Source organism: Janthinobacterium sp. AD80, assembly GCF_002878455.1.
Classification (GTDB): Bacteria; Pseudomonadota; Gammaproteobacteria; order Burkholderiales; family Burkholderiaceae_D; genus Janthinobacterium.
The window spans coordinates 1-17128 of the sequence record NZ_NRDQ01000036.1 but is presented as its reverse complement, the minus strand read 5'-3'; the positions used below and the strand labels follow the sequence as shown (position 1 = coordinate 17128).

The 17128-nt window shown below is 61.4% G+C and carries 17 protein-coding genes and 1 rRNA gene; 6 read left to right on the top strand and 12 right to left on the bottom strand.

Going from position 1 to position 17128, the window contains the following annotated elements; genetic code table 11:
- The first annotated feature begins 7 nt into the window (after window positions 1-7).
- The 4 genes from yidC to JaAD80_RS08390 all read left to right on the top strand — a co-directional run bounded on the left by yidC (window position 8) and on the right by JaAD80_RS08390 (window position 3917).
- Complete coding sequence (gene yidC / locus JaAD80_RS08405) at window positions 8-1744, top strand: membrane protein insertase YidC (protein WP_102293769.1); 1737 nt, start codon at window positions 8-10, stop codon at window positions 1742-1744.
- A 185-nt stretch (window positions 1745-1929) separates the two neighbouring features.
- The gene (mnmE, locus tag JaAD80_RS08400; RefSeq protein WP_102293768.1) at window positions 1930-3309 is read left to right on the top strand and encodes a tRNA uridine-5-carboxymethylaminomethyl(34) synthesis GTPase MnmE; all 1380 of its coding nucleotides are present in this window, start codon (window positions 1930-1932) and stop codon (window positions 3307-3309) included.
- Between the two features lie 9 nt (window positions 3310-3318).
- On the top strand, window positions 3319-3624 hold the full coding sequence (locus JaAD80_RS08395) for a hypothetical protein (RefSeq protein ID WP_102293767.1): 306 nt from the start codon (window positions 3319-3321) through the stop codon (window positions 3622-3624).
- 92 nt (window positions 3625-3716) lie between these two features.
- On the top strand, window positions 3717-3917 hold the full coding sequence (locus JaAD80_RS08390; RefSeq protein ID WP_102293766.1) for a hypothetical protein: 201 nt from the start codon (window positions 3717-3719) through the stop codon (window positions 3915-3917).
- An 8-nt stretch (window positions 3918-3925) separates the two neighbouring features.
- Here JaAD80_RS08390 and JaAD80_RS08385 read toward each other — a convergent pair whose 3' ends face one another.
- Entirely contained in the window at window positions 3926-4561 is a 636-nt protein-coding gene (locus tag JaAD80_RS08385; protein WP_102293765.1) for an Hpt domain-containing protein, read from the bottom strand.
- 107 nt (window positions 4562-4668) lie between these two features.
- Window positions 4669-5625: a CAP domain-containing protein gene (locus JaAD80_RS08380; RefSeq protein WP_308410571.1), complete on the bottom strand. Its 957-nt coding sequence runs from the start codon at window positions 5623-5625 to the stop codon at window positions 4669-4671.
- 213 nt (window positions 5626-5838) lie between these two features.
- Here JaAD80_RS08380 and pssA point away from each other — a divergent pair, with 213 nt between their 5' ends.
- Window positions 5839-6624 (top strand): CDP-diacylglycerol--serine O-phosphatidyltransferase, encoded by a 786-nt coding sequence (gene pssA, locus JaAD80_RS08375; protein ID WP_102293820.1) that lies wholly within the window; start codon window positions 5839-5841, stop codon window positions 6622-6624.
- Here the strand turns inward: pssA and JaAD80_RS08370 are convergent.
- From JaAD80_RS08370 to JaAD80_RS08325, 10 genes are all read right to left on the bottom strand, one after another.
- Entirely contained in the window at window positions 6621-7547 is a 927-nt protein-coding gene (locus JaAD80_RS08370; protein ID WP_102293764.1) for an aldo/keto reductase family oxidoreductase, read from the bottom strand. The two genes, pssA and JaAD80_RS08370, sit on opposite strands and share 4 nt — an antisense overlap.
- Before the next feature lie 174 nt (window positions 7548-7721).
- Entirely contained in the window at window positions 7722-8867 is a 1146-nt protein-coding gene (locus JaAD80_RS08365; protein ID WP_102293763.1) for a D-alanyl-D-alanine carboxypeptidase family protein, read from the bottom strand.
- A gap of 115 nt (window positions 8868-8982) precedes the next feature.
- Window positions 8983-9636, bottom strand: a complete 654-nt coding sequence (locus JaAD80_RS08360) for an alpha/beta hydrolase (RefSeq protein ID WP_102293819.1) — start codon at window positions 9634-9636, stop codon at window positions 8983-8985.
- A 62-nt stretch (window positions 9637-9698) separates the two neighbouring features.
- Window positions 9699-10016, bottom strand: a complete 318-nt coding sequence (locus JaAD80_RS08355) for a ferredoxin (protein WP_102293762.1) — start codon at window positions 10014-10016, stop codon at window positions 9699-9701.
- A 44-nt stretch (window positions 10017-10060) separates the two neighbouring features.
- Window positions 10061-11248: a VanZ family protein gene (locus JaAD80_RS08350; protein ID WP_102293761.1), complete on the bottom strand. Its 1188-nt coding sequence runs from the start codon at window positions 11246-11248 to the stop codon at window positions 10061-10063.
- A gap of 10 nt (window positions 11249-11258) precedes the next feature.
- Entirely contained in the window at window positions 11259-11873 is a 615-nt protein-coding gene (locus JaAD80_RS08345) for an ABC-type transport auxiliary lipoprotein family protein (protein WP_102293760.1), read from the bottom strand.
- Between the two features lie 12 nt (window positions 11874-11885).
- Window positions 11886-12845 carry an MlaD family protein gene (locus tag JaAD80_RS08340; protein WP_102293759.1) on the bottom strand — a complete coding sequence of 320 codons (960 nt, stop codon included), beginning with the start codon at window positions 12843-12845 and terminating at the stop codon, window positions 11886-11888.
- Window positions 12845-13738 carry an ABC transporter ATP-binding protein gene (locus JaAD80_RS08335; protein WP_102293758.1) on the bottom strand — a complete coding sequence of 298 codons (894 nt, stop codon included), beginning with the start codon at window positions 13736-13738 and terminating at the stop codon, window positions 12845-12847. The genes JaAD80_RS08340 and JaAD80_RS08335 overlap by 1 nt, the downstream gene beginning before the upstream one ends.
- Window positions 13738-14871, bottom strand: coding sequence for an ABC transporter permease (locus tag JaAD80_RS08330; protein ID WP_102293757.1), 1134 nt, complete (start codon window positions 14869-14871; stop codon window positions 13738-13740). The genes JaAD80_RS08335 and JaAD80_RS08330 overlap by 1 nt, the downstream gene beginning before the upstream one ends.
- Before the next feature lie 57 nt (window positions 14872-14928).
- A complete protein-coding gene (locus tag JaAD80_RS08325; RefSeq protein ID WP_102293756.1) occupies window positions 14929-16449 on the bottom strand; it encodes a B12-binding domain-containing radical SAM protein in 1521 nt (506 codons plus the stop codon).
- Window positions 16450-16916: 467 nt separating this feature from the next.
- Here JaAD80_RS08325 and JaAD80_RS08320 point away from each other — a divergent pair.
- A 16S ribosomal RNA gene (locus tag JaAD80_RS08320) occupies window positions 16917-17128 on the top strand; the annotation flags it as partial.

Here is a 17128-nt window from a genome sequence, read left to right as displayed (position 1 = left end):
TACCCTAATGGATATCAATAAACGTACCATCCTGTGGATCGTGTTTTCCGTCTCGCTGGTAATTCTCTGGAACGAATGGATGATCTCGAACGGCAAGCCGTCGATGTTCTCCGCGAACACGGAACAAACCGCCAAGGCGCCTGCGACCCCGGCCAAGACGGCTGCCCTGGCGGCGAATGGCGCAGCGGGCGTGCCTGCCGTGCCCGGTGATGCTGCCGATCCCGCCGCCTTCAAGCGCGAAGTGATCACCATCACCACCGACGTCATCAAGGTCGATATCGACACCCTGGGCGGCCAGGTCAAGCGTCTGGAATTGCTGAAATTCAAGGGTGCTGGCAATCCGGGCTGGTTTGGCGGCTGCTTCGGCCTGTTCAAATGGTGCCAGCCCGATGACGGCAAGCAAAATGAAGTGCTGTTCGACGAAGGCGCGAACCACACCTACCTGGCGCAGTCTGGGCTGGTCGGCGGTCCTTTCCCGACGCACGCAAGCGGCTTCACGGTACAGCCTGGCGTACGCACCCTGGGCGACGGCAAGCAAGTGCAACTGGTAATGGAAGCGGTCGAAGGCGGCGTCAAGCTGACCAAGACGTTTACCTTCAAGCGCGGCGACTATGTGATCGACGTGCGCCATGACGTGGCCAACGTGGGCGCGGCCCCTGTCACGCCGCAGCTGTATCTGCAGCTGACGCATGACGGCAACAAGCCGGTCGGCGATTCCTTCTTCAACAGCAGCTTCACCGGTCCGACCCTGTACACGCCACAGGACAAGTACCAGAAGCTGACGTTCGAGAAAATCGAAAAAGCCGCCGTGGAAGACGAGAAGAAGGGCAACGACAATGCCATGAAGGCGCTGCATCCGCAGACGGCCAATGGCGGCTGGTTCGCCATCTCGCAACACTTCTTCGTCTCGGCTTTCGTTCCGCCTGAAAACGCCAAGCGCGACATCTTCACGAAGAAGGTCGGCACCAATCTGTACGCCATCGGCAACGTGCTGCCATTGCCTACCCTGGCGCCAGGCGCTTCGGCCAGCATGGACAGCAAGCTGTACTCGGGTCCGCAAATCGCGCACCTGCTGGAAAACGTCTCGCCTGGCCTGGAACTGGTGAAGGATTACGGCTGGCTGACCATCATCGCCAAGCCGATGTTCTGGGTCATGGAACAGATCCACAGCGTACTGGGCAACTGGGGCTGGACCATCATCGCCTTCACGATCCTGATCAAGCTGCTGTTCTTCCCGCTGTCGGCCGCCGGCTACCGCAGCATGGCCAAGATGAAGCTGGTCACGCCGAAGATGCAAGCCATCCGCGAACGCTTCAAGGGCGATCCGCAAAAGATGAACCAGGCCACGATGGAGCTGTACAAGACGGAAAAAATCAATCCGCTGGGCGGCTGTCTGCCGATCCTGATCCAGATGCCGGTCTTTATCGCCCTGTACTGGGTGCTGAACGCCTCCGTGGAAATCCGCGGCGCGCCATGGATTGGCTGGATCACCGACCTGGCCCAGCATGACCCATGGTGCATCCTGCCCGTGCTGTACGCGATCTCGATGTACATCACGACCAAGCTGAACCCGGCCCCGGCCGATCCGATGCAAGCGAAGATGATGCTGTTCATGCCACTGGCATTTTCGGTGATGTTCTTCTTCTTCCCGTCGGGCTTGGTACTCTACTGGGTCGTCAACAACGTCCTGTCGATCGGCCAGCAATGGGTGATCACCAAGAAATACGCGCCTGCCGTCAAGTAAGTCCGGCCAGCGACCAGAAAGCCCGCCTCGCGCGGGCTTTTTAATTCTTGTAGGTCGCATTAGCGTGGCAAGGCCACGCCTCACCTGGCACTATCGCCAGCGTGTGCTGCGTCGGCTTACGCGCTGCGCGCTAAGCCGACGTACGTTGCTGCACCTTCCCTTGCCGTACCTATTACAATATCTCCATGAAACTCGACTCTTCCCCTATCGCCGCCATCGCCACCGCACCAGGACGCGGCGGCATCGGCGTGGTACGCGCCTCCGGCAAAAATCTCGCTCCGCTGATGACGGCCCTGTTCGGCGCGCAGCAACTGAAACCGCGCCACGCCACCTACCTGCCATTTACGGAAGCCGATGGCGCCATCATCGACCAGGGCATCGCCATCCATTTCAAGGGTCCGCACTCGTACACGGGCGAGGACGTGCTGGAACTGCAGGGCCATGGCGGCCCCGTGGTGCTGCAACTGCTGCTGGCGCGCGTGCTCGAAGCGGGCCGTGACAGCGGCTTGCGCCTGGCCGAGCCGGGCGAATTCACGCGCCGCGCCTTCTTGAACGACAAGCTGGACCTGGCGCAAGCGGAAGCCGTGGCCGACCTGATCGACGCCTCGACGGAAGCGGCGGCCAAGTCCGCCTCGCAGTCGCTGTCGGGCGCGTTTTCCAATACCATCCACGCGCTGGTGGAGCAGGTGACGGGGCTGCGCATGCTGGTCGAAGCGACCCTGGATTTCCCGGAAGAAGAAATCGATTTCCTGGAAAAATCGAATGCGCGCGGTCAGTTAAAAGCCGTCATCGAAGCGTTAAACAAAGTGTTTGCGCAGGCGGCGCAGGGCGCGCTGCTGCGCGAAGGCCTCAATGTCGTGCTGGCAGGCCAGCCGAACGTGGGTAAATCGTCGCTGCTGAACGCGCTGGCCGGCGCCGACGTGGCCATCGTCACGCCGATCGCCGGTACCACGCGTGACAAGGTCAGCGAAACCATCCAGATCGAAGGCATTCCGCTCAACATCATCGACACGGCCGGCATCCGCAGCGCGGGCGACACCATCGATGCCGTCGAGCGCATCGGCATCGAACGCACCTGGGGCGAAATCGGCAAGGCCGACGTGATCCTGCACCTGCTCGACGCCGACCACGGCCCGACCCTGGCCGACGAAACCATCGTCGCCGCCTTCCCCGAGGGCGTGCCGGTGGTGCGCGTGTGGAACAAGATTGACTTGTCCGGCCACAAGCCCAGTGTTGACAGCTTGCCGGACGCGACCCACGTCTACCTGTCGGCCCACGAGCATATCGGCATCGACTTGCTGCGCGCCGAACTGTTGCGCATCGCCGGCTGGCAGCAGACGGGTGAATCGCTGTACCTGGCGCGCGAACGCCATTTGATCGCCTTGAAATCGGCCGGCAAGCACCTTGACATCGCCGCCCAGCATGCGGCCCAGGACGACCAGTCGCTGGACCTGTTCGCCGAAGAGCTGCGCCTGGCGCAAGTGCAACTGTCGAGCATCACGGGGGAATTCTCGCCCGATGATCTGCTGGGCGTGATCTTCAGCCGTTTCTGCATCGGCAAATAAGGAGGTTCGATGAAGCTGCTGCTTGCTCTGCTGTTCAGTGGCCTTCCCCTGCTGGCTCCGGCCCAGGAAAAGCTGCCGCCCGACGTGGCAAAGTTCATTGAGCATGCGCAAATGTGCGAGCATTTCGCGGGCGAATGGGATGACAACGACAAGGCGCGCCAGCGCGAGATCATCGCCGCCGTGGACGATTCCTGCGGCCAGGCGCAGCGGCAATGGAAGCGCCTGGCCGCCAGGTATGCCAAGCAGCCGCGGCTGCAAAAAATCATCGATGAGCACGCCAACGATGCGGTGCGCAGCTACCGCAAGTCCCGCTAGCCTCCGCGTGGTTGAGAAATGTCATGGAGTCCAAACTGCGCTGACGTAATCTTGCTGAGCGGCCTTGAAGTGCCGCTTGGAAAGGAAGCGCCATGGACAGCAAACAGCCGGATGTCGTGGAGGGCGGGACAGAGGTGGTGGCGCGGCCATTGCCGGCCATGCCGGAATTGATCGCCTCCTTGCCGCCCAAGGGTGCGTGTTGGTATTGCGATAAGCCCCTCGACGCCGTGCGCCGCTTTTGCGGCAAGAGTTGCGGCATGGCCTATGCGGAAGAGGCGCACTACAACTCCTGAGCTTGGTATCAGCGGCGCCGCAGCAGTGCTGCCAGGGCGCCGTCGAAATCGAATTCATGCGCGGCGGCCGCTACTTCCTGGTAGACATTCACGCCCAGGCTGGCGGCCAGCAGGCTGGCCGAATTTTCCAGGATGTCGATGGCGGCACCGTCGCCTTCGCGCAAATGGCTGGCCAGGCGCGCCAGCAGCAGCTGGATGGCGGGAGCGGCCGGATCGGGCGCCATGTCCTGCGCGGCGGTATGGGTTTCTTCCGGCGTGCCCAGCATGCTGCTGACCGCGCCGAGCAATTGATCCTGGGCCAGTTCCAGCTGAAGCATTTGCTGCGCCAGGTCGGACGCTTGCGCGCGCAGTGCCGCTTCCAGGGTTGCCGACAAGTGATGCACATGGCGCGCGCCGATCATGCCGGCCGCGCCTTTCAGGGTGTGCGCCTTCAGGCGCGCGGATGCATAGTTGCCGGTGTCGAACTCGGCGCGGATCTGGCACGGCGTGGTGCCGTGGTCGTGCAGGAAACGGCGCAGGATTTTCAGGTACAGGATGCGGTCGCCCATGATGCGGCCCAGTCCGTTCTCGACGTCGAGAATACGGACCATGTCGGATGCCGCGACGGCGGCGTCATCATCGCAAGTGGCGTGTGGTTTCATCATGCCTGGTATCGCGAGGTCCTAAAACGTGTCAATGGCAGTCAAGCAGGAACAGTTATTTTACATCCAGTCTTCTTCGATGCCGCGCCCGCTTGCCATGCCTTGCCCGTCTAGCGCGTCGTGAATGACCAGGTGCGCGTGACGTCGGCGCCATTGACTTTGCCGATGAAACTCACGTCATAGGTGGTGCCCGGGTTCAAGGTCGCCAGCGGAATGATCGATGCGGCAGACACGGGCGTGTGCACATCGTTGTCGCTTTTGAGCAGGCGTACCGTCAGGTCCGTGCCGGCGCCGCGCTGGCGCACGCTGAAGGCCGTCACGCTGATGGTCGTGCCGTAATTGGCATGCACGCTGATCGGGTAGCCGACCACGTCCTGGTTCGGCACGGGATCGGGCGATTCGTTGTTGCTGGAAAAGCTGGTGGCGACCTTGACCTGCCCGCTGAAGGGATAGGTGACGAGTTGTCCGGCAGGCAATGCGGGGCCATAGCTGCTGTTGCCGGCCAGGTCGGTGGTGAAATAGGCATAGCCGCTGCCATTGACGGCCGCGCCCGCGCCGCCCTCCTTGAACAGCGGCTCGAAAATGACGAAGCGGTGGTAGATGGCCGTGATCAGCTCTTCGGCCAGATAGAAGCCCGAGGTGTTCGCCGCGCCGGCGATGACTTCGCCCTGCAGCGAGGTGACGACATAGCCGGCCTTGGCCATGCGGTCGCCCAGCTTGACGCCCGTAAAGCCGGGCTTGCCCAGCACTTGCTCGTGCGCCACCGTATTATTGCTGTTCAGATAGTTGGAATGGCCGAGCGCCGCGTTATCGATCAGGCTATTGCGCGCCATGGCCGACAGGCCGATCTGGCTGCGCCGGTAATTGAACCAGTTGAAGCCATCCGTGGCGATATTGTTGCTGAGGACGGGTGCGCCCGGTTCCTGGGTCAGTTGCCCGGCGGGTGTCGAGGTATTGGACGCATTGCTGTTGCCGTTATCACTGCCGCCACCGCCGCAGGCGCTCAGCAATGCAGTGATCAGAAGGGCGGGGAGGTAGTGTTTCCAACGCAAGGACGAGGCAATCAAGCTGACTCCTGTATAAAGTTGTTGGGGCCGCCATACCGCCCTGTCAGCGATTCTAAGGCATTTTTATATGCTGTAGAGCATCATTGAAAAGATAAGTGCTGCGCTCGTGCGTGGACGGTGCCGCCGCCGTACAGGGTAGAATGAGGATAGTGCATCGTTTGCCGCCGCGCTGTTTTATTCCCGATTTCTTTGATTGCCGATAATTTGAACACCTTGCCCAAGTCGCGCCTGCAGCGCGCCAAATACGCCTTGCCCAGCATGGTGACCTTGATGTCGATCGCTTGCGGCTTTGCCAGCATCGTCATTGCTGTCGATAACGCCACGGTTGGCGACGCCGACGCGTACCGCCTGGCCGCCGCGCTGCTGGTCCTGGCCGGCGTGTTTGACGCGCTGGACGGCTATGTGGCGCGGCTGACGGGCACCAGCTCGCAGTTCGGCGTGCAGCTTGACTCCATCGCCGACGTGATGAATTTCGGCTGCGCGCCGGCGGTATTGTTGTATTGCTATGGTTTCGTGCAGATGGGCGTACACGATCCGCTGTTGCTGCGCTTTGGCGGCATGGCCAGCTTCTTCTTTGTTGCCTGCGGCGCCATGCGCCTGGCCCGTTTCAATGTGAATGTCGGGCGCACCGACCCGCTGTACTTCGTCGGCATGCCGATCACGGCCGGGGCCGCCTGCGTGGCGGCCGTGGTGGTGGCCTGGCCGGCACCCATCGACTCGATGCTGCACAGCTATCTGCTGATGCTGCTGCTCGTCGGCGTGGGCAGCCTGATGGTGTCGACTTTGCGCTTCCCCAGCTCCAAGCAAAAGAAAAGCCTGGCCGCGCTGCTGGTGCTGATCGTCGCCATCGCCTTGCTGGTATGGCTGAAGACCAGTTTCTTTGCGCTGTTCTTCGCCGTCTACATCGCCGTCACCCTGCTGCTCAACCTGGCGTGGTACCTGGGCTGGCGTGGAATTGCCTTGCCACAGGTATTCAACGATCCGGACGAGATCGACTAAGCCACCTCGTGCCCGCGCGCGGCGCGCAGGATGGCGAACCAGTCGCTGCGGCTGAGCGAAAATTGCGTGCCTTCCACGGCCACGCCCACGGCTTCGATGCGGCCCGTGCCCGTTAGCGGCAGGGGCCGGCAAGGCAATTGCATGATCCACGCAAATACCACGCTGGCGAACGGACGCTGCAGCTGGTCGGCGATCTGCTTGATGACATTGCGCAAATTCTCCACATTCGCATCGCCGCCCTGGAACAGCCGGCCGCCGGCCAGCGGCGACCAGATCATTGGCGCCACCCCCACGTCCTGCAAGCCGTCGAAGGTTTCGTCGAACAGGGGCGCCACGTGCAGCGGAGAAAACTCGACCTGGTTCGTCACCAGCGGGAAGCGGCGGTGCAGGCACTCGAACTGGTGGCGGCTAAAGTTCGACACGCCGAAGTGCAGCACCTTGCCCGCCGCTTTCAATTGCGTGAAGGCGCCGGCGATCTCGTCGAAATCCATCAGCGGATCGGGACGGTGGATCAGCAGCAAGTCCAGGCGGTCCGTCTGCAGCTGGCGCAAGGTGTGTTCCACGGAACTGGTGATGTGCGCCGCGCTCGTGTCGTAATGCTGGATGGCGTGGCCGGGACGGTGCGGCGAGAGCAGCTTGATGCCGCACTTGCTGACCAGCTCCATCTTGTCGCGCAAGCCTGGCTGCAGGGCCAGCGCTTCGCCGAACAAGCCTTCCGCGCTGTAGTCGCCATAGATATCGGCGTGGTCAAAGCTCGACACGCCCAGCGCCAGGCACTGCTCGATGAACGCCAGGCGCTGCTGCGCCGACATATTCCATTCGCCGATGCGCCACATGCCGGCGACGATGCGCGACAGTTCGGGACCGTTGGCGCTTAAACGGCTGCGCGGCGCTTGCAGGCTGGCGGGAAACACATGGCTCATGGGCTGGCTTTCTGGTGGTATGTGGAGGAAGACGCCACGATTATAGCCAGTGCCGGAGCATGCTGCGGAGAAAGCGGCGGCGGGACTTCTGCGGCATGCGCCAGCGCGGTAAAGCGGCAGGCGAAAAAAATGCCCGCAGCAACTGCGGGCATTTTTTACAGGTACGCTGACTGCTTATTTCATCCACAGGCGCATGGAATCCCACGCGCGGCCGAAGATGGTGGCCTGGTTGATGGTTTCCAGGGCCACGACCGGCAGTTCCAGCAGGGTCTTGCCGTCGACAACCATTTTCAGTTTGCCAACAGGTGCGTTTTCAGCCAGCGGTGCGACCAGCGGGTCCTTGCGTTCCAGCACAGGTTTCATTTTCGCGGCCGTGCCTTTTGGTACGGTGACGAGCACATCGCGGGCGAAACCGATTTTCACGGTGCCTTTCGAGCCTTTCCACACTTCCGGCGTGGCCACGGCCTGGCCTTTCGAGTACAGCTTGACCGTATCGAAGTTCTGGAAGCCCCAGTTCAGCAGCTTCTGGCTTTCCTGCGTACGTGCCTGGTCGGACGAGGTGCCCAGCACCACGGAGATCAGGCGGCGCTCGCCGGAGCCGCCCGGACGGCGGGCCGAGGCGATCATGCAATAGCCGGCCGCTTCCGTGTGGCCCGTTTTCATGCCGTCCACGGTTGGGTCCAGCCACAGCAGGCGGTTGCGGTTAGGCTGGGTAATCTTGTTGTACGTAAAACTCTTGATGGAATCGATTTTGTAGAATTCCGGATAGTCGGCGATCACGCGCTGCGCCAGCACGGACAAATCTTGCGCCGTGGAATAGTTATCCGGGCTAGGCAAGCCATGCGGATTGCCAAAACGCGTGTTTTTCAGACCCATGCGCTGGGCTTCGCGGTTCATCAGCACGACAAACGTGCCTTCATCGCCGGCAACGGCTTCTGCCAGTGCCACGGCCGCGTCGTTACCCGACTGAATCATCAAGCCATGCAGCAAGTCGTCGATCGAGACGGGCGTGGCCGGGTCGATGAACATTTTCGAGCTGCTCGAATCGACTTTCCATGCGCGCACGGAGACATTCACTTTTTGATCCAGCGCCAGTTTCTTTTCACGGATGGCGGCAAACGTCAGGTAAGCCGTCATGATTTTGGTCAACGATGCCGGTTCGATGCGTGCGTCCGGATCTTGCGAAGCAATGATCTGGCCACTGGTGGCGTCAAGCAGCAGCCAGGATTTGGCGGCGATGGTTGGTGCTGGAACGCTCTGGGCGAAGGCGGCGGAAAAGAAAAATACACTGGAGGCCAGTGCCGCTAAAAGTTTTTTCATGGAGGCTGGTCTGCGAGAAAAAGATGAAGGCTGAGGGCCATGCCGTTGCTGCATGCATGGCCGCGTGGAAAAAACGGATCAATTATAGCCGTGGAGGCGCTAGTAAGCCCACACTTCAATGATCATCTGCTGCAATTGCGGGTTTGTCACCATGCCACAGCGCAATCACGAGGTTCTTGATGTGATTGAGCTTGCGGTGGAAAAAGTGGTCGGCGCCGGGGATGACGATCACGGGAATGTCTTGTGGACGGGCCCAGTCAAAGACGGCGGACAGGGGAATGGTGTCGTCCAGTTCGCCGTGGATCAAGATGGTGTCGGCCGGAATGTCGGCCATGGCCCATTTGCCCGCCGCGCTGCCGATCAGCGCCAGGCGCTCGACGGGCGTGCCGGCGGCAGCCAGGCGCTCCTGCAATTTCGATTGGACAAAGGTGCCGAACGAGAAACCGGACAAGGCGACGGGCAAGCCCGGGTACAGGCTGCGCATGTGTTCGTACAGCAGCTGCATGTCATCCGTCTCGCCCACGCCATGGTCGTGTACGCCTTCCGAGGCGCCGACGCCGCGGAAGTTGATGCGCGCCACCACATAACCGAGCGCGACAAATGCGCGCGCCAGGGTTTGCGTGACCTTGTTGTCCATCGTGCCGCCATACAGCGGATGCGGATGGGCAACGAGGGCGATGCCGCGCGGGGTGTCTGCCGGGAAATCGAGCAAGCCTTCCATGCTGCCTGCATGGCCGGCGAGGGTAAATTTTTCCGAGTTTCTGTTCATGATGCTCATACTGGTGGCTTAGGCTTAATTTGAGGTTAAAGCGTTGAGATTAACGATGCGGCTTAAATCTTGAGGCGTTCGACCACCTTGCCGCCGACCAGGTGCGTATCGATGATTTCGTCGATATCGCTGGTGTCGACATAGGTGTACCAAGTCGCTTCCGGGTAGATCACCAGCAGCGGGCCTTCGTCGCAGCGGTCCATGCAGCCGGCCTGGTTGATGCGGATCTTGCCCGCGCCATTCATGTCGAGTTCCTTGATGCGGCGCTTGCAATGCTTTTGCGCCGCTTCCGCGCCATGGTCGCCGCAGCTGTTGCGGCCGTCTTCACGTTTATTCATGCAGAAAAAAACGTGGCGTTCAAAATAGGGTGCGTCGCTCATGCTGCTCTCCTGCTGTTCAAGACATTAATGCGCCATGATAGCGCTTATGGATGGTCTTCGCGACGCTGGCGCGGCACATCATCCTGCCGGTTCAGGCGGTGCGATGGCAGGCACAGGAACCACAGGGCCATGAAGGGCCACAGCAGTGCCAAAAATTGCGCCGCGCCATTAAAATTCAGGAACTTGCCTTGTACCCAGCCTTGCAGGGTCGACATGAAATAGGGATTGATCGGCGTCGTATTCACCATCACCAGGCTCAGCAGCAAAGTGGCGGCGGCGATGCGCCGCTGCGCCACGTGTGGCGCGAACGCCAGGCCGCCGAGCATGATCAGGCCGATCAGGAAGCCGCCCTGGGCGCCCGGCGTGATCCAGACGAAGGCATTTTGCGGCGAGAACAGCAGTGCGCTGGCCATCGAGCGCACGATCAGGGCGGCCGCGACCAGGGCCAGCATCAGCACGGCGCGGGGCGCGGCGCGGCGCAGCAGGCACAGCAAGGTGAGGACGGCGCCTGTCATGCCGCAGGCCGTGATGATGGTTTCCGATAGCCAGTATTGTTCGACCGTCAATATGGCATCGGGCCGCAGATAGGCGGCCAGGTCGATTTCCATGCCCATCAGGGTGGAAGCCCAGTCCGACAGGATGGGCAGCAGCTGGCCCAGGCCGAACAGATAGCCTTGCGGATAGATTTGCGCCAGCGGCCACAGGGCCACCAGTACCAGGCCCTGGCTGGCATGCTGGGCAAACCAGCGCTGGCGCAAGCGGTACAGATGGCTATGGTCGAGCAGCTTGCGCGCAGTCAGGGCGCCGATGATGGCGCCGATGCAGCCGCCGGCCGAATTCGTGTAAAAGTCGAGATTGGATGAAACCCGGCTGGGCAGATAGGTTTGCACGGCTTCCATGCTGCCGGAAATCAACATGCCGCACACGCTGGCAACAATGACGGCAAAGAAACCCGTGATGCGTGGGAACAGCGAATACACGATCAGCGCGCCCAGCGGGATGTAGCCGACGACGTTGATGCCGACGTCAAAGCCCGTCCAGTAGCGGGGCATGCGCGTGTTTTCCAGGAAGGTCAGCGGCGACAGCCCATTGCTGTGCCAGCCTGTGAACGGAAACCAGCTGGCATACACGATCAGGAAAACGTAGGCGAGCAGGGTCGCGCGCGAGACGGGGGAAGAACGCGGCGGCGGCAGCGGTGCTGGCGGGCTGGCGGGGGCTACGGGGTCGCTCATCGTGCTGCGGTCACTCTTTCGGCAGATTCAGCGTGCCCAGCCAGGTGAGCAGGTCGGCGGCGATGGCATCCGAGGCGGCCGCCAGCGCCTGCGCGCCGCCTTGCGCATCGGCGCTGCCGGCCGGTCCGCTGCGGCTGAAGGTTTTCTGGTCGATCAGGCGGTGGCCGTGGAACAGCGAGGCGCGCAGCGACACATGGCCGCTGCTGCGGCTCTGCGTATCGAAATTTTGCGAGAAATCATCGACGTCGATGCGCAGCAGGGGCACGCCGGCGGCCGCGTCCGTGGTCGAGAGTACCTTCACGCCGCTTTGCGCCACGCGCGTCTTCAGGCGTTGGCTCAGCAGTTGCAGCGGTGGCGTGTTCCAGCGGTTGTAGGCGTAGGGCCGCGATTGCTGCGCATCGGCGTACAGCAAACGGTAATACATGCGCTGGCTGTCCAGCCAGGACGGGCCATTCGCCTCGGCGATCACCAGCACGGGCACGGCCGGCGTGGCCGCCGGTGCAGCCGCCATGGGCGCCGCCGGGCCAAAATCATAAAAGGTGGGCACGGGGCCGCGGCTGGCGCAGCCGCCCAGCAGGAAAGCGCTGGCCAGCATGAGTACGGTGAGATTGCGTGGGATAGGCATGCGGTGTTCTCCTTATTTGCCTGGCGCCGAAAAACCGGGCTCGCCCGGGCCGGGCGGGATGTCTGGGGCGCCGAACAAGATGCTCTGCGGCTGTTCATTGAGCGTGCTCATGGTGGTTTTCAGGGCGCGCATCGAGGAACGCGCTTCGCCGCTCAGCTCGATTACCTGTGGCAAGACTTCCAGCGAGACGCCATTGGCGACCGTTTCCACCGAGCTACCCACTTTGTCGACCGTGCCATTGACCTTGTCGAGCACGCCACCGGGCGCCTGGATATCGTTGCCCAGCTTTTTCCAGGTTTGCGATAGTTGCGTCACGTTGTTGCTCGCTTCCTTGACGGCGGCCAGGCTCTTGCGTGTTTCATCGGTCAGCTGCGGCAATTGCGCCAGGGTCGGTTCCAGCTGTTTCGGAATCTCGCCAAAGGCCTTGGCGGCCTTGCCCACTTCGTTGAAGGCGCCCAGCATGGCTGCCTGGTTGTCGGGGCTGAGCAGGTTATTCACCTTGTTGGTGATCTGCTCGGCCTGGTCGAGGATGCGCTTGCCGCGCTTTTCCAGCTGGTCCAGCAAGCCGGCGCGCAGGGGGATCAGGGCCGGCCTGTCCTTGCTGGTGCCCAGCAGCTTCGAGCCTACGTGCTCGTCATCGAGCTGGATGTAGGCGATGCCCGTCACGCCCTGGTAGCCGAGAGTGGCAAAGGTGGTGTTGGTGACGGGCGTATCGGGCGCAACACTGATATGCACGAGGATTTGCCCCGCTTTCTGCGTATCGAAATCGATGGCGTCGACCTTGCCCACTTCCAGGCCACGGTAGCGCACGGTGGCTTGCGGGTTCAGGCCCGGCACGGAAAGGGTGGTGGCCAGCAGGTATGGCACCCGTTCCACGCGGTCGCGGTTGAACCAGACGCCGAACAGAATGGCCGCCACCAGCAGGGTAAGGGTAAAGAATCCCGTCATCAGGGCATGTGATCTGTTTTCCATTACTTCTCCGCTTTCTTGTCTGTGCCGGCGCTGTCGCCTGGCTGTGCGGCCGCGTCTGCCGCCTGTTTTTCGTCCAGCACGGCCAGTGCGCGCTTGCCGCGGTCGCCGAGGAAAAATTGCTTGATGAACGGGTGGTCGACTTCGATCACCTCGCGCGTGGGACCGATGGCGATCACGTGCTTGGCCGCCAGCACGGCGATGCGCGTGGACAGGGCGAACAGCGTGTCGAGGTCATGCGTGACCATGACCACCGTCAAGCCCAGCTCGCGGTGCAGCGACTGGATCAGGGCGACAAAGCTTTCCGATAAATCCGGGTCCAGGCCCGCCGTCGGCTCGTCGAGGAAAAGCAGCTTCGGTTCCAGCGCCAGGGCGCGCGCCAGGGCCACGCGCTTGATCATGCCGCCGGACAAGTCCGATGGCATCTTCAGCGCATGTTCCGGGCCCAGCCCCACCATGTTCATCTTTAATAATACCGCGTCGTGTATCAGCGCTTCGGGCAGCACGCGCAATTCGCGCATCGGTTGCGCTACATTGTCGAACACGGTCAGGGCGGAATACAGCGCGCCCTGCTGGAACAGCATGCCCCAGTGGTTGCGCAATTGCTGCAGCTGGTCGGAACTTGCCTGGTTGATATCTTCGCCAAAGACTTTAACGCAGCCGCGCGCCGGATGTTCCAGGCCCAGCATCTGGCGCAGCAGCACGGTCTTGCCGGTGCCGGAGCCGCCGACGATGGAGAGAATCTCGCCCCGTTCGATTTCCAGGTTCAAGTCCTGGTGCACGACAGTGCGGCCGAACTTGGTCCACAGATTGGTGATTTCCACCACGGGCGCGCTGCCATGCAGGTTGAACTGGCCTTCCTGGCTGGTGCTGCAAGCGATATCGTTGTCCGCCATCAGTAGCCCACTCCATTAAAGACGATGGCGAACACGGCGTCGGCCAGGATCACCACGGTGATGGCCGTGACGACGGCCGTGGTGGTGCCGCGCCCCAGGCTTTCCGTGTTGGCCTTGATGCGCAGGCCGAAGTGGCAGGAGACGAGGGCGATCAGCATGCCGAAGATCACGCCCTTGCCCAGGCCGATCATGTAGTTGGCCAGCGGCACGGCGTCGGGCAGCTTCTGGATGAAGTAGCGTGCCGACAGATTCAGTTCCACCTTGGCCGCCACCATGCCGCCGATCAGCGCGGCCGTGTCCGTCCAGATGACGAGCAGGGGCATGGAAATGGCCAGGGCCAGCACTTTCGGCATGATCAGGCGGAAACCGTGTGAAATACCCATCACCAGCATGGCGTCGAGCTCTTCCGTGACGCGCATGACGCCCAGCTGCGCCGTGATGGACGAGCCGGAGCGGCCGGCCACCAGGATGGCCGCCAGCAGGGGGCCGAGTTCGCGGATGATGCTCATGCCCAGCAGGTTGACCAGATAAATGTCGCCGCCAAAGGCGCGCAGTTGCTGCGCGGACAAATATGACAGCACCACGCCGATCAAAAAGCCGACCAGGGCCGTAATGCCCAGCGCCTGGAAGCCCGCATGGAAGATATTGGCGGAAATTTCACGCCACGGTCCGCGCATGGGATGGCGCGCGAAGCGGCCGATATCCTGCGTCACCTGGCCCACCAGGGCGATAAAACCTTTTAAATGCTCGAAAAACAGCAGGATGGCCATGCCCAGTTTCATCACGGGCGTGAGGCGGTTGGCGCGCGAGGGCGGCGTTTCCAAAGGCCCCGTTTCTTCGATACGCCGGAAAAACTCTTCCAGCGATGGTGCCAGGGTCAGCTGCGCGGGGCGCTGCTTGCCCCAGGCATTCCAGAACAACTGGGCGCCGATATGGTCCATGCTGTCGATCTGCGACAGGTCCCAGTGCGTGCCGGCATCGCCCTGCAGCGGCTTGAGCTGGGCCTCGATGGCCTTGATCGCATTGTCATGCGCTAGGGCGTGCACTTGCCAGGTGCCGCTGGCGGTCACGGTGGCTCCCTGTTGGGAGCTGGTCTGGGAGAGGGTCAGTTTCGGCGATTGTACAGTCGGCATCGTGTCAGTTTAAGGGAGAATGGCGCAGACCGCCACCGATGTTCAATCGCCGGCCCGTCAGGAGGCCAGGTGGCGCGCCTGCCGCTGCGGCAGGGCGACGTCCGGGCGCACCTTGGCGTTGCCAGTGCTCACTTCGGCAGGCTTGGCATGGGCCGCCGCCTGCGCGCCGCCTGCATAGTCGCTGGCCACGAGAGCGTTTGCTTCCGCAGCGCTCATGCCGCGCGTCTGCAGCCATTGCGCCACCAGCTTGGCCAGGCGTTCCATGGCGATGCGGTGGGTGGCGTCCGTGTGCGCGTACAGCCAGTTCGAAAAATCCATGAAGTTTTCAAACGGCGCGTCGCCCAGCATCCATTGCACCGTGTTGGCAAAGCGGCCCGAGTTGGCGACAAGATCCCAGTAGCGGGCAAAGCGCACCAGGCGCTGCATGCTCATGAAATCGAGCTGCTTGTTCGCCAGGATGGTGTAGGGCGGGTGCGGATCGAACACCATGCCGAAGTTCTCCGTGTGGCGGATGATGGGCGTGCCGCGCAGCCGTTTTAAGATGCCGAACTGGATTTCATGCGGTTTCAAGGCCACCAGCTTGTTAAAGCCGACTGCAAAGCTGGCTTCATCCTCGCCCGGCAAGCCGGCGATCAAGTCCACGTGCAAGTGGGCGTTCGACTCCTCGCACAGCCAGCGGATGTTATCTGCCGCCTTTTGATTGTCCTGCTTGCGGCTGACCAGCGCTTGCACGTGCGGATTGAAACTCTGGATGCCGATCTCGAACTGCAGCGCGCCGGGCGGGAACTTGCTGATGCCTTCCTTCAAGGCGTCGGGAAGGTGGTCGGGCACCAGCTCGAAGTGGGCGTAGATCGGATCATCGGGATTTGCCTCGATCTTGTCGAGGAAGAACTGCATGATTTTCAAACTGGTCTTGATATTCAGGTTGAAAGTGCGGTCGACGAACTTGAACAGGCGCGCGCCGCGCGCATGCAGCGATTCCATTTCTGCCAGGAAGTTCTCCAGCGCAAAGGGCCAGGCCGTCTTGTCCAGCGCCGACAGGCAGAATTCGCATTTGAACGGGCAGCCGCGCGACGCTTCCACGTAAATCGTGCGGTGGCGGATATCGTCGTCTGTATAGAGAGAGTAGGGCAGCTGCAATTCGGCCAGCGGCGCTTGCACGCCCGCGTGGATCTTCATCAGCGGTTTCGGGCCGTTGAGAATCTCGCCGCACAGTTTGGGGAAGGTGACGTCGCCCCAGCCGGTAATCAGATAGTCGGCCAGCCTGACGATTTCCTGCTCGCCCGCCTCATGCGACACTTCCGGCCCGCCCAGCACGATGATCACCTCGGGCGCCACGCGCTTGAGCATTGCCACCAATTTCGTGGTTTCCTCGACGTTCCATATATATACGCCAAAACCGATGATGCGCGGCTTGTTCGCCAGGATGCGCTCGACCAGTTCCGTGGTCTTGGTGCCGATGACGAATTCCTGCAACCGCGTTTGCGCCTGCAGCGGGCCCATATTGGCCAGCAGATAGCGCAATCCCAGCGAAGCGTGGGTGTAGCGGGCGTTCAAGGTGGAGAGCAGGATGGTCATGACGGCAGAGATCGAGGGAAAACAGCCATTTTACGCTGCACATGAGGATTTCTCAGGATAAAGCTTGCTTCCTGGCCAGGACTTGGCTATAGTTCGCCTCCCCGATGAGGCGCACTAGTTTGCGGCACAAACGGGACAGCCTTCAGGGGCTGGGTAGTAAAAAGAAGGTGTTGACGGATTTAGCGAAATGCTTCATACTCTTCCTTCTTCGCAGCTGACAAACACAACGCTTTGTCGATAGCGCGAAAGCAGTAACCGAATACAGTTCTTTAACAATTAACAGTCGATAAGTGTGGGCATTTGATGTAAGTGCAGCGTCAATCTTCGGATTGGCGTCTAACTTAAAATATCAAATGTTCACAAGAAATAATGAATAGGATACTTCTTCGGAAGTAGCCTGTCAGTTTTTTGAGTGAGCGACCCGTCAGCAATGACGGTGCCAATAAAATGGCAAAGTAACAGAGATTAAACTGAAGAGTTTGATCCTGGCTCAGATTGAACGCTGGCGGCATGCCTTACACATGCAAGTCGAACGGCAGCACGGAGCTTGCTCTGGTGGCGAGTGGCGAACGGGTGAGTAATATATCGGAACGTACCCTGGAGTGGGGGATAACGTAGCGAAAGTTACGCTAATACCGCATACGATCTAAGGATGAAAGTGGGGGATCGCAAGACCTCA